Raw genomic sequence first — 19,460 nt, 5'->3', positions numbered from 1 at the left:
GCCTTTTTGCGTATCGGGGAACGGTTTGGAAGATTCGCTTCCGGTATATGTGCGTAAGGTCTCTGACGAAAGCTGGGCGCTGTCCATCTGGGTGCAGCCCGGGGCCAAAAAGAACACCGTGGAGGGCATCCACGACGGTTGCCTCAAGGTCCGCCTGATGGCCCCGGCCGTCGAGAACAAGGCCAACAAAGCCCTCACGGCGTTCATCGCCGCCGAGCTTGGCGTCAAAAAGGGCCGCGTACACATTGAAAAAGGCGAAAAAAGCCGACGGAAGACAGTGATTGTTGAAGCAGGATCCGAACCCCCTTGGCCACAGTAGGCCTCGGAGGAGACGATAGGAACCATAAGTCAAAAGGAGTAGGCTCATGGAAAGGAAGGATCATGAATTGATCACGAGGCTTGCTGAAAACAATTCTGAAGTCAAGATTCTCTGGGAAGAGCATCAGCTTTATGAAAAGCAGCTCGAAAAGCTTGAGAAGAAAGCCTACCACTCACCCGAAGAAATGCGAGTTATAAAGGACCTGAAAAAGAAAAAGCTTGCTGGCAAGACCAAGTTGCAGAGCATCATAGACCGGGCCACAGCGGAGGGCTGATATGGAGCTGACCGGGGCGCAGATTCTGCTGGAGAGTATGAAACAGGAAAACGTGGAAAGCATTTTTGGCTTTCCCGGTGGGGCTGTCATCGACATTTACGATGAAATCCCTAACCATCCTGAAATCACGCACTATCTCGTCCGCCATGAGCAGGGCGCGATCCATGCCGCGGACGGCTACGCCCGTGCGACTGGCAAGGTCGGCGTGTGCCTCGTTACGTCCGGTCCCGGTGCCACCAACACCGTGACCGGCATCGCCAATGCCTATATGGACTCCATCCCCGTGGTTATCTTCACCGGGCAGGTTCCGTCCAACCTCATCGGTAACGACGCCTTTCAGGAAGTCGACATCGTGGGCATCACCCGCCCATGCACCAAGCATAACTACCTCGTCAAAGACGTCCGCGACCTTGCGCGCGTTATCAAAGAGGCCTTCTACCTCGCCCGTACCGGTCGTCCCGGTCCGGTGCTCGTCGACTTGCCCAAGGACGTGATGCAGGCCAAGACGGAATTCTCCTATCCCGAAACCTGCTGCATGCGGAGCTACAAGCCCACCGTCGAGCCAAACAGAAAACAGCTTGTGCGCGCCTTCGAGCTTGTGCGCGAGGCGCAGCGCCCGTTGTTGTACGTTGGCGGCGGTGTCATCAGCTCCAATGCGTACGAAGAGTTGACGTGGCTGGCGCGCAAAATGCGTATTCCGGTCACTACCACGCTGATGGGCCTTGGGGCGTTTCCCGGTGATGATGAGTTGTTCCTCGGCATGCTGGGCATGCACGGGACCTACGCCGCCAACCGTGCGGTGCAGGAATGCGACCTGCTCATCGCCGTGGGAGCGCGCTTTGATGACCGCGTAACAGGCAAGCTCTCCACATTCGCCTCGAATGCTAAGATTATCCATATCGACGTTGACCCAACGTCCATCCGCAAGAATGTGCTTGTGGATGTTCCCATCGTGGCCGACTGCGCCGCGACGCTGAATGCCCTGAAAAAAGAAGTTGAAGCCGGTATCATCGCCGAGGAGGTTCTGGAAGAGCACGTTCCATGGCTGGAGCGCGTCTCGGACTGGGCCAAACGGCATCCGCTGACCTACAACGGCAAGGATGGTGCAGACATCAAGCCGCAGCAGGTTGTGGAAACGCTGTATGACATTACCGGCGGCAACGCCATTGTCACCACAGAAGTGGGACAAAACCAGATGTGGGCGGCGCAGTTTTTCCGCTATCGCCGCCCGCGGACACTGCTCACATCCGGCGGCCTGGGCACTATGGGCTTCGGGTTTCCCGCAGCCATAGGCGCTCAGGTCGCCTTCCCCGGCGAACTCGTCCTCGATATTGCCGGTGACGGCTCCATCCAGATGAATATCCAAGAAATGGCAACCGCCGTCTGCTACGGACTGCCCATTAAGATCATCATCCTGAACAATGGTTATCTGGGTATGGTGCGGCAGTGGCAGGAACTCTTCTACGCCAAGAATTACTGCTCCACCTGCATGGACTACGCCCCGGACTTTGTGCGCCTTGCCGAGGCCTACGGTGCGTCGGGCTATCGCATCACCAAGCCGGGCGAGCTTCGCCCCATGCTTGAGGAAGCCCTCGCGCTGCCCAAGACCGTGGTTGTGGACATTGCCGTCTCCAAGGAGGAAAACGTGTATCCCATGGTTCCGGCGGGCGCATCGCTGAACGAAATGCTGTTGGTCTAGGGGGAACGGATGCGACACGTACTCAGTATTCTGGTGGAAAATGAACCCGGTGTGCTCTCCCGTGTGTCCGGGCTGTTCAGCGGCAGGGGCTTTAATATCGAGTCCCTCAACGTCGGCCCAACCCTTGAACCCGGCGTTTCGCTCATGACCATTGCCACCGTTGGCGAAGACGCCATCATTGAGCAAATCATCAAGCAACTGCGCAAGCTGGTCACCGTTATCAAAGTGGTGGATATGTCGGAGCACACCTCCGTCGAACGCGAAATGATCCTCCTCAAGGTCAACGCCGCCGAGTCCAGCCGCGCGGAGATACTACGAATTACCGACATATTCCGCTGCAAGGTCGTAGACGTCAGCCCCGACGAAATGACCATTGAGGCCACCGGCACCACGGACAAGGTTCGCGCCATCCTGAATATGCTCCAGCGATTTGGGATTAAGGAAATTGCCCGCACAGGAACGGTTGCCATGCGGCGGAGCATGCAGTAACCTCCCCACTTGGGCTGGGAGGACCAGCCCAACGTCCTTTGATTTTACGGAATCAGTCGCCGGGGGGTGCCGGTGGCTGATTTCTCGTCTCCGAATAGGGGAACAAACGCAAAACGGAAAAAGAGGATACCAATGCAGATCTACTACGAGCAGGACGCAAACCTTGAGCTCCTGAAAGGCAAAACCATCGCCGTCATCGGCTATGGCAGCCAGGGCCACGCACACGCCCAGAACCTCCGCGACTCCGGCCTTGATGTCATCATCGGCCAGCGTCCTGGTGGCGCCAACTACGAGCTTGCCAAAGAACACGGCTTCGAGCCCATGTCCGCCGCTGACGCCGCGGCCAAGGCCGACGTCATCATGATTCTTCTGCCCGATCAGGTGCAGGCCAAGGTTTACCAGAACGACATTCTGCCGAATCTCAAGCCCGGCAACGTCCTGTTCTTCGCCCATGGTTTCAACATCCATTACGGCCAGATTGTTCCGCCCGCAGACGTGGACGTCGTCATGGTCGCCCCCAAGGGCCCCGGCCATCTCGTCCGCCGCGTCTACACCGAAGGCGGCGGCGTTCCCTGCCTTTACGCCGTGCATCAGGATGCCTCCGGCAAAGCCAAGGACATCGCCCTCGCGTACGCCAAGGGCATCGGCGGCGCTCGCTCCGGCGTGATGGAAACTACCTTCAAGGAAGAGACCGAAACCGACCTCTTCGGTGAACAGGTCGTCCTGTGCGGCGGTCTGACCCAGCTCATTCAGAAGGGCTTCGAGACCCTCGTCGAGGCTGGCTATCAGCCCGAAGTTGCCTACTTCGAGTGCCTGCACGAAGTGAAGCTCATCGTCGACCTCATCTACGAGGGCGGCCTCGCCAACATGCGCCACTCCATTTCCGATACCGCCGAGTACGGCGACTTCACCCGCGGACCGCGCATCGTTACCGACGACACCAAAGTCGAGATGAAAAAGTGCCTCGCCGAAATTCAGGACGGCCGTTTCGCCAAGGAATTCATCCTTGAGAACCTCGCCGGACAGGCGCAGATGCATGCCATGCGCAAGCAGACCGCTGACCACGACATTGAAAAAGTTGGCGCAAAACTGCGCGACATGATGTCCTGGCTCAAGAAATAGCGACGCGCTACGCAATACGCCTCCCCGCATTGACTGACTCCGACTGCACCAAGGCCGCGCTTCGCACGAAGCGCGGCCTTTTTTCCTTTTGCGAGGCGGGAGGTCCTTGTGGCGGCGGACGGTGCTTGTGCGGGGCTTTTTTTGCCTTCGGCGACTTAAGGGAATGATTCCCTTAAGAATCCCCACATGGTGGGCGTTTTGGGGTGGTGTGCGAATGGTGTAGTGCCTCTCGCATGACTCCCGAGCGTTCCCCCCCCATAAGAGGATTTTTAAGGATGAAATCCTTAAACCACCGGAGGTAACAAAAGTGGCGCAGCACCACCACGGATGACTCGTCCTCGTGGCGGCGGACGGTGCTTGTGCGGGGCTTTTTTGCCTTCGGCGACTTAAGGGAATGAGGCAGATTGTAATCCAAAACTGAACACTTGGCAGGAAGCCGCCTTCTCAGACTTGAACAAATAAAAAAGCCCATGCTAGCTGCTGGTTACCAGACCAAAACTCCACAAGGGAGCGCAACTGCATGGGCAAAAAACACCTTACGTTAGAGAAGCGCGAAATACTAGCCCGATTACTTTCTGAGGGCATGAGCATCCGAAAGATCGCCCATATTCTTGGCTTTAGCCCCTCAGCGATTAGTCAGGAAGTACGGAGAAACAGCTTGAAGGATGGGCGATATGTTCCAAAGTCGGCGCAGGAAAAAGCGCGGATACGTAGGCTTCGAGCCAACAGAGACCGCCAGCCTGTAGATACGGCTTTGTATGCGTATATTAAGGAAAAACTCAGCTTCTGCTGGTCTCCAGAACAGATCGTTGGCCGTTTGAGAAAAGATTTCCCGACTGCTCATCGAATGCGAATCAGCTTTAAAACGATCTACAATAAGATTTGTCCAGCAAAGGGTGCGCCTCGAACAGATTTTGTCCACTACAAGCAATACCTTCGGCGGAAGCATGCACGCACAAGAAGTTTTAGACATGGCAAGAGCCGAAGCGCTGCAGAGGTGAATCGCACCTTGCCTTCCATTGAACAGCGTCCATCAGTAGTCGATGAAAGAGCTCGGTTCGGTGACTGGGAAGGCGACCTAATATCAGGAAAAAGAGGAACAGGTTTCATTGCCACGTTTGTAGAACGTCTTACCGGCCTTACTTTAGCGTATCGATGCAAGGACAAGTCAAAGGCTACAGTATCCCATGCTATGGAATGTTTTATGAAGGATGTTCCAGGTGACTTGAGACGGACTATGACCCTTGACAGAGGTACGGAGTTCTTTGGCTATGAAGCCCTACAGTTGAAATACGAGACTAAATTCTATTTCTGTCACCCGCAGTGTCCACAAGAACGTGGCCTGAATGAGAATACAAACGGATTACTTCGGCAGTTCTTCCCTCGCAAAATGGATTTCAGAAAAATAAGCGAATTTGAATTAAAACATAAACTCCGACTGCTTGCAGACAGGCCGCGCAAGAAGTTTGGGTATAGCTCGACAATTGAAAAACTGCAGCAGCTTGGGCTTGAGGGCTGTGTTCAGTTTTGAATTGCAATTCACCTGATTCCCTTAAGAATCCCCATATGGTGGGCGTTGTTGGGGTGGTGTGTGAGCGGTGCAGTGCCACTCGCATGACTCCCGACGTTCCCCCATGAGAGGATTTTTAAGGATGAAATCCTTAAACCACCGGAGGTAATACAAGTGGGGCAACGCCACCACGGATGGCTAGTCCTTGTGGCGGCGGGCGGTGCTTGTGCGGGGCTTTTTTGCCTTCGGCGACTTAAGGGAATGATTCCCTTAAGAATCCCCATATGGTGGGCGTTTTGGGGTGGTGTGCGAATGGTGCAGTGCCACTCGCATGACTCCCGAGCGTCCCCCCCCATAAGAGGATTTTTAAGGATGAAATCCTTAAACCACCGGAGGTAACAAAAGTGGCGCAACGCCACCACGGATGACTCGTCCTTGTGGCGGCGGGCGGTGCTTGTGCGGGGCTTTTTTTGCCTTCGGCGACTTAAGGGAATGATTCCCTTAAGAATCCCCATATGGTGGGCGTTTTGGGGGTGGTGTGCGAATGGTGCAGTGCCACTCGCATGACTTCCGAGCGTTTCCCCCATAAGAGGATTTTTAAGGATGAAATCCTTAAACCACCGGAGGTAATACAAGTGGAGCAACGCCACCACGGCCAGCCAGTCCATATGGCGGTGCTGGCCGATTGGCATATTTATAATGGTGGAGAGGAGCGATGGCGGGCGGAAAGACGGGGCAGCCAGCTGGCAAGGTAAACGACGCGCGGATGTTCTGGGTGCCGGGGTTCTCTGGTGTCCGGATGTTGCGGGCGACGTTTACATCGTACGCGTATGAGCGCCACACGCACGGGGAGTACGTGATTGGCGCTGTAGAGCGTGGCGTCCAGCGGTTTTTCCATAAGGGCGATAACCACTACGCCCAGCCGGGCAAGGTATTTTCGATTAACCCGGACGAAGTGCACGCGGGCGAGGCGGCGCTGGAGACGGGATACACCTACCGCGCGGTGTACGTTGGCGAGGATGTCCTCCGTGATGTTTTTGCGGACGTCCCGGGGGCGGAGCGGCCTCGGTATTTTCATGCGCCAGATGTGACGGACCCGGAGCTTGCGGCGCGCCTGACATCGGCGCTGCGGATGCTGGAGAATCCGGAAAGCGAGGCTTTGGAGGCGCAGTCGCGGTTTGTGTTGTGCTTGCGGGACCTGTTCAATCGCTACGCCGGGGCGGATGGCGCGGCGCGTATTGATGGTAGTGGCCGGATGGCGGCGACGCTGCGGGAGTACTTGGACGCCAACGCGGCGTCCGGGGTGAGCCTGGATGCGCTGGCCGAATACGCGGGGTTATCGAAATATTATGTGCTGCGGACGTTTAAGGCGGCGACGGGGATGGCTCCGCACGCGTACCTTGTGCAGCGGCGCGTTGAGCTGGCTCGGCGCGCGCTGGAGCGGGGCGCGGCCCCAGCCGAGGCCGCGCTTTTGGCTGGGTTCACGGACCAAAGCCATATGACGCGGCGCTTCAAGGCGATTCATGGCATCACACCGGGCGCATACCGGCGATTACTGAACGGGTAGAGCAATTTTGTACAAGAAACCCTTGGGCCGGCGGCGTAGCTTTGGTCCCAAGGAGGCAGTAATGCAGAATGGATTTATGCAGGGTATGCGCGCCACGCTCCCGGTGTCCGCCAGTGTGGCGGCATATGGCAGCGTGCTGGGTGTGCTTGCCGCGCAGAAGAGCGTTGCATGGGGCACGCTCATGGCGATGAATGTGTTTATATTCGCGGGCTCGTCGCAGTTCGTGATGATTGATATGTGGAACCAGCCGCTCCCCGTGCTGGAGATGGCCATTGCCGTGTTGGTCATCAACCTCCGCTATCTGTTGGCGGGGGCGTCCATGCAGCCGCTTCTGTACAGCACATCGCGTATTCGTCAGTTTTTGGCCGTGCACCTTGTCACCGACGAAAGTTGGGCCGTGACTATGACGGCGCTGCGCCGCGGCGAAGCTACCGTCAGTTATCTGGTCGGCGCGGGGCTGTGTGTGCTTGGCGCGTGGTGCGCGGGAACCATGGTGGGGATGGGCTTCGGCGCTGTGGTGTCCTCGCCGGAGGCCTTCGCGCTGGATTTTGCCTTTACGGCGGTCTTTACCGCGCTTGCCGTCAGTCTGTGGCGCGGAAACGAAGACGCCTTGCCATGGATTGTGGCCCTTGCTGTCTCCATCCTTGCCGCGGAAGTGTTGCCCGGGAAATGGTACATCGTCATCGGCGCAGTTTCCGGCGCGCTGACGGCGGCAATTGGTCAACCGCAGGAGGTCGCCCATGCTGCCCAATGATTGGCTGCCTTTGGCGGCCGTGCTGGCGGCGGCCATCGTGACCTACGCCCTGCGCGCGGGCGGGATGCTTCTTGCCGGGCGCTTGCCGCAGACCGGGCGCATGCGCCGCGTAATGGACGCGCTGCCCGGGACTATTCTCGTCTCCCTCGTCGGACCCTCCGTCTTTACCGCAGGCGTTGGCGGCGCCGCTGGCGCCGGTTTGACCGCCCTCGTGGCATGGCGCACCGGCAACGTCTTTGTGGCAATGCTCGTCGGCATGGCCGTTGTTGCCGGGCAACGCTACTTCCTCGCCTAAATACTATTTGGCTCCGGCCATCCCCCCCCCCAAAGCCGTATCGCGCGGCGGCCCCGTAGGGCTGACCGTGCGGTGCGGCTTTTGCGTGTGCCAACCCACCCGGTTTGCCAGAAGGACTGGCGAACCGTGGTGGTGTTGCGCCACTTTTGTTACCTCCGGTGGTTTAAGGATTTCATCCTTAAAAATCCTCTTATGGGGGACGCTCGGGAGTCATGCGAGTGGCACAGCACCATTCGCACACCACCCAGCAATGCCCACCATATGGGGATTGTAAGGGGAATCCTTCCCTTTGCTCGCCGAAGGCAAAAAAAGCACAGCCAACCCATCCGGTTTGCCAGAAGGACTGGCGAACCGTGGTGGTGTTGCGCCACTTTTGTTACCTCCGGTGGTTTAAGGATTTCATCCTTAAAAATCCTCTTATGGGGGACGCTCGTGAGTCATGCGAGTGGCACTGCACCATTCGCACACCACCCCAGCAATGCCCACCATATGGGGATTCTTAAGGGAATCATTCCCTTAAGTCGCCGAAGGCAAAAAAAGCCCCGCACAAGCACCACCCGGTTTGCCTGTTATAAATCCACAAGCTCCACATCAGTGGGATTGATGTCGTGTCCGAGGAAGAGGCCGCCAGTTCTGGCGAAGCGGTTGACGCTGTCGGTTGCGAGGAAGTGGTTGGAGCCGCAGCGTTCTTGGCGGCCGAGGCCGATACGCTGGAGTTCGGCGGCGACGGCGTCGGCGGTGGTGGCGGCGGAGTCGACGATGGCGACGCCGGGGCCGACCACATTGGCGATGGCGGCGCTGAGGAGCGGGAAGTGCGTACAGCCGAGAACGAGGCTGTCTGGCGCGGATTGGTTGGTGTTGAAGGTAGGGGCAAGGTAGCGCGCGGCGATGCCTTCGACGAGGGGGCCGTCGGTCCAGCCTTCTTCGGCGAGGGCGACGAACAGGGAACAGGGGATGCCGACAACGTCGGCGTCCGGGCGCAGGCGGGTGATGGCCTGCTGATAGGCTTGTCCGCGGATGGTGCGCTCCGTGGCGACGACGGCAATGTGCCCGGTGGCGGAGGCGTTGACGCTGGCACGCGCGCCGGGTTCGACAACGCCGATGACCGGGATGTCCGGATATTCGGCCCGCAGGGCGTCGAGGGCGACGGAACTTGCGGTGTTGCAGGCGATGACGAGGGCTTTGATGCCGCGTTCCACAAGGCGCGCCGAGGCTTGCAGGGCGTATTTGGTGATGGTGTCCGGGCCTTTGGTGCCATAGGGCAGGCGCGCGGTATCGCCGAGATATATGAGGTCTTCGCAGGGCATGCGGTTGCGCATGGCCTTGAGAACGGTCAATCCGCCCACGCCGGAGTCGAAAAGGCCGATGGGGAGTTCGCTACGGTTCATGTTGAGGCTCGTGTTGGAATGTCATGAAGGCCGAGGCCAACCCCCGGCGGTGGTGGCCGATAGTGCTCCGACGCGCGGCGGGAGTCAATGCCCGAGTGCGGCGCGGGGGCGCATGGGCGGGCGCCGGGTTTGATAGCTGAGGGGGATTACCGTATGCAGGGTGAAGACAAACACGCTGAGTGATTTGAAGGAGTTGGACCAATGCAGACAAACACGCCCCCGCGTGATGAGGAACTCTATGGCCTGTTGGACTTTCTGCGCCGCGCCGAAGCGCTGAAAAGCACGATGCGTACAACGTGGACGCGCACGGGCAGGCAGGAGAGTACGGCGGAACATAGCTGGCGGCTGAGCCTGTTTGCCATGCTCGTAAGCCGCAGATACCCGGAATTGGATGCGAAGCGCTTGTTGGAACTGAGCATCGTGCATGACCTTGGCGAGGCGATCAACGGCGACATTCCCGCGCCGGAACAGTGCGGGGACAAAAGCGATGGCGAGCGCGCGGACTTTGAGGAGCTGATTCGCCCGCTGGATGCTGGAATCCAACGCTGGCTGCTGGAGCTGTGGGAGGACTACGAATACGCCAGAACGGCGGAAGCGCGCCTCATCAAGGCTCTGGATAAGCTGGAAACCGTGCTCCAGCAGGCACAGGGAACGAACCCGCAGAGCTTCGACTATGCCTTTAACCTAGGGTATGGGGTCAAGTATACCAATGTGGACGACTTCATCCGCGCGGTGCGCGAGGCGGCGGACGCGGAAACGCAAAACTGCGTCTACGCACGGCAGGCCGTGCGCGGTGAACGCGTGGAGGAGCCGGACAGCTGAGCGTGGCCTGCGCGTAATGGAAAGGGAGTGCGAGGCGGGCGGGCAGATTTGGGTGCAAGCCGCCGGGGCGCGGAAGGGCGGGCTAGAGCTTGTTGACCTTCTTGCCGGAGTACACAAAGCCCTTCTTGACCATCTTGTAAAAACTGCCTTTGTCGTGCCCCACGATTTGCCCGCAGGGGCAGCGGATGCGGTCGCCGTCCACCTCGGCATCCAGCATTTTATCAATGCGGGCTTTGTGGCAGCGCAGCACTTCGCCTTTGCCGAGCTTGTTGTACTTCCAGAGTTTAGTCTTGCAGCGGGAGCAGCGGATGGTGAGCATGACGGGTGCAGGATGCCTCGTGCGTTACGGTTTGGGGAAATTGGGCCGAAGGCGCTGTAATTTTTGACATGGCGCTGTTTCGGGCATAAGCATGTCGGTTCCGATAACTCAACCGTAGAGGATTTGCCAAATGTTTACGCATGCCATTGTCCGCACGCCTTGCGAGGGGTTTGCAGACGGCATCACCACGGCCTGTGAGCTTGGTGTGCCTGATTATTCCCTGATGCTCAAGCAGCATGCGGCATACGTGGACACGCTTCGGGGTCTTGGCCTGACGGTGGACGTTCTGCCCGCCGAGCCGGACTTTCCGGACGCGCACTTTGTGGAGGACGTTGCCGTGGTGACTCCGGAGGTCGCCGTTATTACCAACCCCGGCGCCACTGAACGCAACGGCGAGAAGGAGCGCATCGTCCCCATCCTTGAAGAACGACGACCCCTTGTGCGCATTGAAGCTCCGGGCACCGTTGACGGCGGCGACGTGCTGCAGGTGGAGCGCCAGTTCTTCATCGGCGTCTCTGGCCGTACCAATGAGGCGGGAGCGAAACAGCTTGGTGATATCCTGACGGCTTACGGCTATACCTGCACGTTGGTCCCCGTCCGTGAAGGACTGCACCTGAAGTGCGGCGTGACGTCCCTTGGTGGCAACGACCTGCTGATAACGCAGGAATTTGCCGCGCGTGAGGAGTTTTCTGGTTATACGTTGCATATTGTGGAGCCGGAGGAAGAGTACGCCGCCAATGCACTGTATATCAACGGCACTGTCATTACGCCCGCGGGCTTTCCGTCCACGCGGAAAATACTTGACGGGCTGGGGCGCAATGTAGTCGAACTGGACATGACGGAAACCCGCAAGATGGACGGCGCGCTGACGTGCCTCTCCCTGCGGTTGTCGTGAAGATAGCGCTTACAAATTTGTCAAATAATGATTAGAACTTGTCAAAAGTGCTTTTGACAGTATATTGCCACTATTTGTCACGGAGTATGAGTCATGGATGCCTTTAAGGACAGATACAAGAGAGAGGCCGTCGAGGTCCACTGCCCGACACACAAGATTTCCCAGGTTATCTACCTTCCGGAAGAGGAGATGCCGGCCTGCCCGGTGTGCAAGAAGAAGATGATCATCAAGGAAATCCTGACAGAAGGGAAGTATTGACCTTTTTGTAGACATCCTGCCCTTTCCCCGCCACGGGAATCACTGATCAACATCGCATAGGAGGTCCGCGGATGCATTTTGCCAAAAAACTGCTTCTGGTCGCCGTCTGCATTTTCGCGCTGGCCGGACAGGCTTTCGCCGCCGACATTGAGCTTGCTCAGAAGTCCACCATCGAGTCCATCCTCAAGCGAGGCACCCTGCGTGTCGGGCTGGAGCCCGGCTATGCACCCTTTGAGATGACCGACAAAAAGGGCCGCATCATCGGCTTTGACGTTGACCTCGCCAAGGAACTGGCCAAGGCCATGGGCGTGCGTCTGGAAATCGTCAACACCGACTTTGATGGCATCATTCCCGGCCTCTTGTCCGACAAGTACGACGTCATCATCTCCGGCCTGACGCTGACGCAGGAAAGAAATCTGCAGATTTCCTTCCCCCAGCCGTACCTGACCATCGGTCAGGCCATTCTCATCAACAAGAACCTCAAGGATGAGATCAAGAGCTACCGCGATCTCAACGACGAGAAGTACACCGTGGCCTCCTGCATTGGCACCACGGGTGAGATGGCCGCCAAGCGTATGATGCCCAAGGCGCGCTACAAGTCCTTTGACAAGCAGCCCGACGCCGCCATGGACGTGGCCAACGGCCAGTCCGACGCCTTTGTGTACGACCTGCCCTACTGCGTGGTCTTTATGGCCCAGCAGGGTGGTAAGAACCTTGTGCTGCTGGACAAGCCCTTCACCTACGAGCCTATGGCTATCGGCATCCGCCGTGGCGATCCGGACTTCCTGAACTTCCTGAACAACTTCCAGGATCAGCTGAAGGCCGACGGCCGCTACGACCGCATCTACAAGAAGTGGATCCAGTCGACCTCCTGGTTCAACAAGATCCAGTAGGCCGCAAAAAAAGCTGACATATCGCCCCGCGTGCTCTTGAAAAGGGCGCGCGGGGCGATTATTGCAGACATCTGCGTTTTGCGCCGGTGTTTTTGCGCATGCCTCCGGAGCTTCCGGGGGCATGCGCAAGCGCGCCGGAAGCGTGCTTGAAGGAAATCTGTGCGCCCCGATGACGCGGGGCGAAAAGGAGCGTGAAGACAGAATGTCACTCTATCCCGGTTTGGACCGGCCCAGAAGCCCGCACTACAAGCGGTTCTGGACGTCCATGTTTTTTGTTTTGGTAGCATTGACGTGCCTCGGATTGTATGGAGCCACCAAGTATGTCGATTACACGTGGCGATGGTACCGAGTGCCCCAGTACTTCTTCTACCAAGATGAGCAGAACATCCGAACCGAGCTCGATGGCGAAGTCACCGCCGTCGAGCAGTCCAAGAAGGGATACGAGGTTGAGGTCACTGCCATGGATGGCACCGTGGAGGAATACTCCGTCCCCGGTCAGGACATCCGCGTCATGGAGGGAGACTTTGTCTACCCCGGCGACACCCTTGGAGTGCATAAGCACTGGAAGGTTGGGCAGTTCCTCATCGGTCTGTGGATAACACTCAAGGTCAGCCTCATGTCCATTGTGATGGGCCTTGTCTTTGGTATTGCCACAGGCTTGTTCCGCATCTCCGACAACCCGCTGCTCAAATGGACCGCCATAACGTATATTGAGTTGGTGCGTGGTTCGCCGCTGCTTGTGCAGCTGATGATCTGGTATTACGTCATCGGAACGCTGGTGAACCAGATCCTAGGCGCGTGGAGCCTGCCCAGTGTTCCCGGTATTTGGTTCGGCGCCGTCGGCCTTGCCGCGTTTACGGGCGCGTACACTGCGGAAATCGTCCGCGCGGGCATCCAGAGTGTGCACCGCGGACAGATGGAGGCGGCCCGTTCCCTTGGCATGAATTACTCTCAGGCCATGCGCCGCGTGGTGATGCCGCAGGCTATCCGCCGCATTTTGCCCGCGCTGGCCGGTCAGTTCATCAGCCTTATCAAGGACTCTTCCCTGCTTGGCGTTATCGCTGTGCGCGAGTTGACCAAAACGACCCGCGAGGTGGTGACAACGTCCTTGCAGACCTACGAGATGTGGTTCGTATGCGCCATCTTGTACCTGCTGATGACCTTCACCCTTTCCGTGATCATCCAGTACATGGAACGCAAGGCGGTTTAGCGATATGATCCGAGTACGCAATGTGAATAAATTCTTCTACGTCCCCGAAAAGATTCAGGCGCTGAGTGACGTCAGTTGCGATGTGGCCGAAGGCGAGGTGGTGGTTGTCATCGGGCCGTCCGGCTCCGGCAAGTCTACCTTCCTGCGCTGCCTGAACCGTTTGGAATTTGCCGACAGCGGCGAAATTGCCATCGACGGTGCGAACGTGCTTGACCCCAAGGTGGACATCAACAAGGTCCGCGCCGAGGCGGGCATGGTGTTCCAGTCCTTTAACCTGTTCCCGCACAAGACCGTGCTGGAGAATCTGGTGATGGCTCCTATGACTGTACGCGGCGAAGGCCGCGAGGAGTGCGAGGAGCGTGGGCGCAAGTACCTGAAAAAGGTGGGCATCGAGAGCAAGTGGAATTCTTACCCCGACCAGCTTTCCGGCGGTCAGCAGCAGCGTGTGGCCATCGCCCGCGCCCTGTGCATGCAGCCCAAGGTCATGCTCTTTGACGAGCCGACCTCCGCGCTGGACCCGGAAATGGTCGGCGAAGTGCTGGACGTTATGAAGGACCTTGCCCGGTCCGGCATGACCATGATTTGCGTGACCCACGAAATGGGCTTTGCCCGCGAGGTTGCCGACCGCGTCATCTTCATGGACGCTGGCGCCATCCTTGAGGAGGGCACGCCGGAGCACTTCTTCCAGAATCCGCAGAACGAGCGCGCGCAGACCTTCCTGAAGCAGATTCTGTAGGTCGCACTGCCGCAAGGCGTTATATGCGATATGCGGGGCCGTATTCCTTTTGGGAGTGCGGCCCTTTTTCGTGAGGCGTCGGGGCGCGCCGTCCTAGAGTGCCGTCGTGAGGTGGCGCGGCTGGCGCGAAGTGGAGCCGTAAAAGGGCGGAGGAAGGGCACGCGCGGGATTGAGATTTTGCTCCACCACAAGGGCGGGGCGCGGCGCAGGTGCCTGACGCTCTGCGGTGGCGCAAAGGCTCGCATGGGAAGGCGTAGAGGCTGGTGCGTTGCGGCGCGGCGAAGTCAGGCAGGAGAAGGCGGTGAGCCAGCGATGCCCCGGGCGCGTTTCCAGACTTGCGGCGGCGTGTGCGTTGGAGTAGCGTTGACTCATGAGTCTCGTCATTAATGACATAGCCCGTGTGCAGCACGATATCGCCTACGGCCTACTGCGCGACTGGGTGCGCATGAGCAAGGTGTGGAACCGCGAGGACGCCATAGTCCGCGGTGTCGCGCACTTTATCCATGGGCTGGATATGCAGCGCACCATACGTCCGCTCCCTACGCCGGGCGGGTTGCCAACGCCGGATGTTTCCGTGCCCGAGGTTGGGGCCGGGACGGTGTGGACCGGGCGCGTGTAAGCGGCGGCACAAGACAAAACGTATGCGGAGTATCTCTAAGAGATGCTCCGCTTTTTTGCGCCTTGTGGGTGGGCAGGGAAGGAGAGGCTAGGCTCTGGGGTGCTGGATGACGGGGGCGGCCTTGGCCGGGCCCATCTCCTCAAGATAGGGGCGGATACAGTTGCGCCCGGCGGCTTTGGCGGCGTAGAGCGCCTTATCCGCCCGCGCGAGAAGGTCGGGCAGGGAGTCGTGCACGGACGTGATGGTGGCAACGCCAATGCTGGCGGTGGCCCCCACGCGTTGGCCGTTGTGCGAGACGGAAATGTACTCCAGCGTGGCGCGCAGGCGCTCGGCGGAGTGCAGCGCCATCTCCAGGTCGGCTTCCACAAGAACGGCCGCGAATTCCTCGCCGCCAATGCGCCCGAAGATGTCGTGTTCACGCATGTTTTCTTCACAGGAGCGGGCAATGGAGCGCAGAATTTCATCGCCTGCAAGGTGCCCGTAGGTGTCGTTGACGCGCTTGAAGTGGTCCACGTCCAGCATCAGCACGGCAAGGGGGCGGTGGAAGCGGATGGCGCGGTCTACCTCGGCCGAGGCGCGGGAGAGAAAGAAGCGGCGGTTGTGGATGCCGGTGAGGGAGTCCGTATGCGCCATGTGGGAGAGGGATTCCACCTGCTGGCGCTTTTCTGTCACGTCCACCACGGTCATGAGGATATGTTCGTCCGGCAGGGTGTTTAGGCGAAATTCCAGATTTTTCACACTGCCGTCGGCAACCCGGGCGCGCAGTTCGCGTACTGCGTGCCCGGGGGTGGTGATATCGTTGAGCCACTTCTCGTGCAGATTCCGGCGCGAGGCTTGGTCCGGGTAGAGGCGTTTGACGCGTTCGCCAGCGTCGGCGATTTTGGTCCATGCGTAGCCGGTTATCCGCTCGTAGGACGAGTTGGCCCAGAGGATATTGGCCGACATGTCCATAATGCAAACGCCAAGCGGCAGTTCTTGGAGAAAGCGAAACATGTCGGTTGTAGTAAGGTGCTGAAATCCCTCTGGTATTTCAGTAATGGGCTGGCATGGATGCGTCATGGATGCTCCGGAGAAGGTGTGGCGCGTAACGTGGCTTTAACAAACACAGAATACCATTCTATGCAAGTTTTTCCGGAGTGGCGGACGCGCGTTGCACCGTGGTGACACTGGCCGCGATGCGGGTAAGAGCGTCCTGTATCATGCTGCGGGGGCTGGCAAGGTTCATCCGTTCAAAGCCGGAACCCTCTTTGCCAAAGATATATCCGTCGTCCAAAAAGACCCGTGCATCCTCAAGCATCAGCCGTTTGAGCGCGAGGTCGTCAAGCCCGAGACTGCGGAAATCCATCCACGCCAGATACGTGGCCTCGGGCAGGCGCATGTGCGCGGCGGGAATATTCTGGACGAGGAAATCGCGCACGAAGATCATGCTTCCTTCAATGTACTCCAGCAACTGGTCCAGCCAGTCTTCGCAGTGGTCGTAGGCCGCCTGACAGGCCACCATGCCAAGGGGGTTGGGGTCGTGCATGCCGTTGGCCGCGAGGGTGGCGCGGAAGGCTTTGCGGCGTTCGGCGTCCGGCACGAAGATGTTGGAGGTTTGCAGGCCTGCAAGATTGAAGGTTTTGCTCGGGGCTGTGCAGATGACCGCGTCGGCCAGCAGGTGCTCGGGCATGGTGGCGTAGGACGTGTGCCGGGTGCCAAACAGCGTCAGGTCGCAGTGGATTTCATCCGAGATGACGGTGACGCCGTTGGCGTGGCAAATTTCGCCAAAGGTGCACAGCTCCTCGGCAGTCCACGCGCGGCCAACGGGGTTGTGCGGGTTGCAGAGGATGGCGCAGGTGACGTCCGGCTGGGCGGCGAGGTGTTTCAGGCCGTCAAAGTCCATGCGGTAGTGGCCGTCCTCTTCGCGCAGCGGATTGCGGACGATGCGCCGTCCTGTAGTCTCTGCGGCGCTAAAGAAAGGATAATAGACCGGCGGCTGGACGATGACGCCCTCGCCGGGGGTGGTGAAGGTTTGAATCAGCCAGTGCAAGGCGGGGACAATGCCGGGTGTGGGGACAATGGTCTCCGGGCGGGCGTCCCAGCCGTGGCGGCGCTGCATCCAGCGGCAGACGCTCTTCAGGTAGTCCTGTGTGGCGAGGGTGTAGCCGAACACGCCGTGGCTGACACGCTGCATCAGGGCATCGGTAATGGCCTGCGGCGCGCGGAAGTCCATATCCGCCACCCACAGGGGCAGAAGGGCGTCGTCTCCGAAGCAGTCGTCGCAAACGCGCATGGTGTCGAGGTTTTCCCCAGAGGGGGCAAGCTGCCATTTGACGGAGCCGGTGCCTTTGCGGTCGATGGGCGTGTCGAAGTCGTAGCGCGTGTTCATTGTGGTGTCTCGTGGCGTGGAGGTGATGCCGCGCAAGCAGGACGTGCGGCGTAACGCCGCGATGATAGACACCTTGCCCACATGGCGCAAGGGTTCAGGCCAGCCGCGCAGTCCAGGCAGCCAGCTCTTCGGCGTCCACGGCGCCGGCAATTCTGCTGAGTTCCCTGCCGCCGCGGAAAAGCACGGTGGTGGGGATGGAGTCGATGCGGTAGTGCGCGGCAAGGCCTTCCTCGGCCTGAGTGTCCACGGAGGCGGTGAGCATGTAGGGCGCAAGCAGCGTCGCCACGCGGTCGAATTCGGGAACCATGCGGCGGCTGTGCGGGCACCATGGCGCGCGGAAGTTGACAAGGACGGGCAGGGAGTTGCGCAGGGCGTAGCGGGGAAAGCTCTCCCAGCGCAGGGCCACGGGACGTGCCGGAATGAGCGGGGCGCCGCACTTGCCGCAAACGGGAGCGCGACCAAGGCGCTGAGGGTCCGCATTGTTGCGGGTCATGCAGGCGGGGCATGGTATGGTCACGGTGGCGTTGGTGGTGCTCATGGCATGCACTCCTTTTCTAAGGAGATAGGCATCGGCTGTGCGTCTGGCAAGCGCTTGGCTTGTCGCCAAAAAACCGAGTGAGCGCTCGGTTTTTAACGTAGTAGAGACCTGTTTCGTCTGTAGTAGTCCGACCAAGGCGCTGGGATTACCGTTGTTGCAGGCGCACATTCTTTGTGGGCGCGGAAAGGGACTGGTGAAAAATTTGGTAAATTCGTTGCCAAGATGTTTTTGCAGTTGTAGTGTTTTTCTGTCGCGTAGAAAGTGCATGTGGACGTTTTTTCACTGCATGTCGCCCCGCCGACGGACGCCGCGTCTCCCGGGCGATATATACACGATGCGCATGCGGCAAAAAATGCATGCATAAGAACGTGGCAGGGCGCAGCAATGCGCGCTGTGGCGAGTGTGGGGCCGGCTGAAGCATGTTGTGCAAGGCCGCGCGCCGCAAAGGAACGATAATCCGGCACCATGGTGGTGTCAGTAGCGCTTTGGCGGTGCCGTACCGAGGCGGTCGGTACGGCAATACAAGAGCGGGGTTGCGACATATGTCGCAGCCCCGCTCTTCGTTGTGGCAGATATGGATGTGGCCGGCACTCCACAGCGCGGTGCGCGCCGCGCTGTGGAGTGCCGGAAAAGGCGTTTAGCTGAGTGTGATGGTCAGCGGTACGGCATGAAGGCCGGGCGAAATCTCGCGGGTGGAGCCGATGGTCCACTCTGCGGCTTCGGGGCTGTGGCCTGCGGCCTCGGCAATGTCCTGTGCCACCTGCGCTGCGTTGATGACGGGGTGGCGGGAGAAAACCTGCGGCAGGCCGTAGGTCAGGTTGCAGGCAAGGCACCGGCCCGGGCGCTGTGCCAGCTGGAATTCAAAGTCAAAGATGCCGTTGTGTTCGCCGCAGAAATGCAGGCGGATGTCGTAAGCGCCTTCACTGCTGTCGCCGAAGAGCGCCTCGAAAAACGCATCGGTCTTTTCGGGCGGGAAGATGGCCCTCAGCCGTTCTTCGTTAAAAACTGTCGTGTATTCGGTCTGCATAGCCTTTGCACCAAAGTGGTTGAACGATACTGGGACTGCCGGAGGCGAGGCGCCGCGCGGCAGACGTGTTGAAAAGCTAGCCCCCGCTACCACGGATGCCGCATGGCGGCAAGTGTGCGGGGGAGGGGCGGACCTATGGCGCGCGGCGCAGCCGTAGCCGGCGTGGTGACGCCCCGAGGTGCCCCGAATGGAGGTCATAGCCAAAATGCGCCTCCCACAGGGGCTACGCCACGGCGTGTTGGTGCCGTTCTGCGCCGGGGAGTTGCAAAGTTGGTGCGATGTCTGCCGATTTTCTGGACATATTCTCCAAGTTCATGTTTAGTGTTGGTGGGGTGTCATCCCCGTGTAACTCTCATGC

At 59.2% G+C, this 19,460-nt stretch carries 22 protein-coding genes; 16 read left to right on the top strand and 6 right to left on the bottom strand.

Annotation, left to right across the window (positions count from 1 at the left end):
• Nucleotides 1–25 precede the first annotated feature (25 nt).
• The 9 genes from ACYQ2T_RS15670 (at nucleotide 26) to ACYQ2T_RS15630 (ending at nucleotide 8,029) form a co-directional block, all read left to right on the top strand.
• Nucleotides 26–319 carry a DUF167 domain-containing protein gene (locus ACYQ2T_RS15670; RefSeq protein ID WP_459901845.1) on the top strand — a complete coding sequence of 98 codons (294 nt, stop codon included), beginning with the start codon at nucleotides 26–28 and terminating at the stop codon, nucleotides 317–319.
• 46 nt (nucleotides 320–365) lie between these two features.
• Nucleotides 366–593 carry a DUF465 domain-containing protein gene (locus tag ACYQ2T_RS15665; protein ID WP_459901844.1) on the top strand — a complete coding sequence of 76 codons (228 nt, stop codon included), beginning with the start codon at nucleotides 366–368 and terminating at the stop codon, nucleotides 591–593.
• A gap of 1 nt (nucleotide 594) precedes the next feature.
• Nucleotides 595–2,292, top strand: a complete 1,698-nt coding sequence (ilvB, locus tag ACYQ2T_RS15660) for a biosynthetic-type acetolactate synthase large subunit (protein ID WP_459901843.1) — start codon at nucleotides 595–597, stop codon at nucleotides 2,290–2,292.
• Between the two features lie 9 nt (nucleotides 2,293–2,301).
• Complete coding sequence (ilvN, locus tag ACYQ2T_RS15655) at nucleotides 2,302–2,781, top strand: acetolactate synthase small subunit (RefSeq protein WP_404845543.1); 480 nt, start codon at nucleotides 2,302–2,304, stop codon at nucleotides 2,779–2,781.
• A 132-nt stretch (nucleotides 2,782–2,913) separates the two neighbouring features.
• On the top strand, nucleotides 2,914–3,903 hold the full coding sequence (gene ilvC, locus ACYQ2T_RS15650; RefSeq protein WP_459901842.1) for a ketol-acid reductoisomerase: 990 nt from the start codon (nucleotides 2,914–2,916) through the stop codon (nucleotides 3,901–3,903).
• Between the two features lie 520 nt (nucleotides 3,904–4,423).
• Nucleotides 4,424–5,434: an IS30 family transposase gene (locus tag ACYQ2T_RS15645; protein WP_459899053.1), complete on the top strand. Its 1,011-nt coding sequence runs from the start codon at nucleotides 4,424–4,426 to the stop codon at nucleotides 5,432–5,434.
• A 694-nt stretch (nucleotides 5,435–6,128) separates the two neighbouring features.
• Nucleotides 6,129–6,980, top strand: coding sequence for an AraC family transcriptional regulator (locus ACYQ2T_RS15640; protein ID WP_459901841.1), 852 nt, complete (start codon nucleotides 6,129–6,131; stop codon nucleotides 6,978–6,980).
• Nucleotides 6,981–7,041: 61 nt separating this feature from the next.
• Entirely contained in the window at nucleotides 7,042–7,734 is a 693-nt protein-coding gene (locus ACYQ2T_RS15635) for an AzlC family ABC transporter permease (protein ID WP_459901840.1), read from the top strand.
• Nucleotides 7,721–8,029, top strand: a complete 309-nt coding sequence (locus ACYQ2T_RS15630) for an AzlD family protein (RefSeq protein ID WP_459901839.1) — start codon at nucleotides 7,721–7,723, stop codon at nucleotides 8,027–8,029. Before ACYQ2T_RS15635 ends, ACYQ2T_RS15630 begins: the two co-directional genes overlap by 14 nt.
• A gap of 569 nt (nucleotides 8,030–8,598) precedes the next feature.
• On the opposite strand, the gene murI is transcribed toward ACYQ2T_RS15630, so the two are convergent.
• Nucleotides 8,599–9,417 (bottom strand): glutamate racemase, encoded by an 819-nt coding sequence (gene murI / locus ACYQ2T_RS15625; RefSeq protein ID WP_459901838.1) that lies wholly within the window; start codon nucleotides 9,415–9,417, stop codon nucleotides 8,599–8,601.
• A gap of 201 nt (nucleotides 9,418–9,618) precedes the next feature.
• Here murI and ACYQ2T_RS15620 point away from each other — a divergent pair, with 201 nt between their 5' ends.
• Entirely contained in the window at nucleotides 9,619–10,239 is a 621-nt protein-coding gene (locus ACYQ2T_RS15620; protein ID WP_459901837.1) for an HD domain-containing protein, read from the top strand.
• A gap of 82 nt (nucleotides 10,240–10,321) precedes the next feature.
• Here ACYQ2T_RS15620 and ACYQ2T_RS15615 read toward each other — a convergent pair whose 3' ends face one another.
• On the bottom strand, nucleotides 10,322–10,558 hold the full coding sequence (locus ACYQ2T_RS15615; protein ID WP_404845550.1) for a hypothetical protein: 237 nt from the start codon (nucleotides 10,556–10,558) through the stop codon (nucleotides 10,322–10,324).
• A gap of 130 nt (nucleotides 10,559–10,688) precedes the next feature.
• On the opposite strand from ACYQ2T_RS15615, the gene ACYQ2T_RS15610 reads away from it, so the two are divergent.
• From ACYQ2T_RS15610 to ACYQ2T_RS15585, 6 genes are all read left to right on the top strand, one after another.
• A complete protein-coding gene (locus tag ACYQ2T_RS15610) occupies nucleotides 10,689–11,453 on the top strand; it encodes a dimethylarginine dimethylaminohydrolase family protein (protein ID WP_459901836.1) in 765 nt (254 codons plus the stop codon).
• A 93-nt stretch (nucleotides 11,454–11,546) separates the two neighbouring features.
• Nucleotides 11,547–11,711, top strand: a complete 165-nt coding sequence (locus ACYQ2T_RS15605; protein WP_404845552.1) for a hypothetical protein — start codon at nucleotides 11,547–11,549, stop codon at nucleotides 11,709–11,711.
• Between the two features lie 71 nt (nucleotides 11,712–11,782).
• Nucleotides 11,783–12,604 (top strand): transporter substrate-binding domain-containing protein, encoded by an 822-nt coding sequence (locus ACYQ2T_RS15600; RefSeq protein WP_404845553.1) that lies wholly within the window; start codon nucleotides 11,783–11,785, stop codon nucleotides 12,602–12,604.
• Nucleotides 12,605–12,806: 202 nt separating this feature from the next.
• A complete protein-coding gene (locus ACYQ2T_RS15595) occupies nucleotides 12,807–13,814 on the top strand; it encodes an amino acid ABC transporter permease (protein WP_459901835.1) in 1,008 nt (335 codons plus the stop codon).
• A 4-nt stretch (nucleotides 13,815–13,818) separates the two neighbouring features.
• Nucleotides 13,819–14,550, top strand: coding sequence for an amino acid ABC transporter ATP-binding protein (locus tag ACYQ2T_RS15590; RefSeq protein ID WP_459901834.1), 732 nt, complete (start codon nucleotides 13,819–13,821; stop codon nucleotides 14,548–14,550).
• Nucleotides 14,551–14,920: 370 nt separating this feature from the next.
• Nucleotides 14,921–15,169 (top strand): hypothetical protein, encoded by a 249-nt coding sequence (locus ACYQ2T_RS15585; RefSeq protein WP_459901833.1) that lies wholly within the window; start codon nucleotides 14,921–14,923, stop codon nucleotides 15,167–15,169.
• A gap of 87 nt (nucleotides 15,170–15,256) precedes the next feature.
• Here the strand turns inward: ACYQ2T_RS15585 and ACYQ2T_RS15580 are convergent, their stop codons facing one another.
• From ACYQ2T_RS15580 to ACYQ2T_RS15565, 4 genes are all read right to left on the bottom strand, one after another.
• A complete protein-coding gene (locus ACYQ2T_RS15580; RefSeq protein ID WP_459901832.1) occupies nucleotides 15,257–16,228 on the bottom strand; it encodes a GGDEF domain-containing protein in 972 nt (323 codons plus the stop codon).
• A 58-nt stretch (nucleotides 16,229–16,286) separates the two neighbouring features.
• The gene (locus ACYQ2T_RS15575; protein ID WP_459901831.1) at nucleotides 16,287–17,537 is read right to left on the bottom strand and encodes a MalY/PatB family protein; all 1,251 of its coding nucleotides are present in this window, start codon (nucleotides 17,535–17,537) and stop codon (nucleotides 16,287–16,289) included.
• Between the two features lie 94 nt (nucleotides 17,538–17,631).
• Nucleotides 17,632–18,075, bottom strand: coding sequence for a thioredoxin family protein (locus ACYQ2T_RS15570; RefSeq protein ID WP_459901830.1), 444 nt, complete (start codon nucleotides 18,073–18,075; stop codon nucleotides 17,632–17,634).
• A gap of 637 nt (nucleotides 18,076–18,712) precedes the next feature.
• Nucleotides 18,713–19,102 carry a pancreas/duodenum homeobox protein 1 gene (locus ACYQ2T_RS15565; RefSeq protein ID WP_459901829.1) on the bottom strand — a complete coding sequence of 130 codons (390 nt, stop codon included), beginning with the start codon at nucleotides 19,100–19,102 and terminating at the stop codon, nucleotides 18,713–18,715.
• Between the last annotated feature and the right edge of the window lie 358 nt (nucleotides 19,103–19,460).

The sequence above is a fragment of the Desulfobaculum senezii genome (assembly GCF_054657395.1).
Note: the sequence above shows the minus strand (reverse complement) of the source record. Positions and strands in the feature narration are given on the sequence as shown.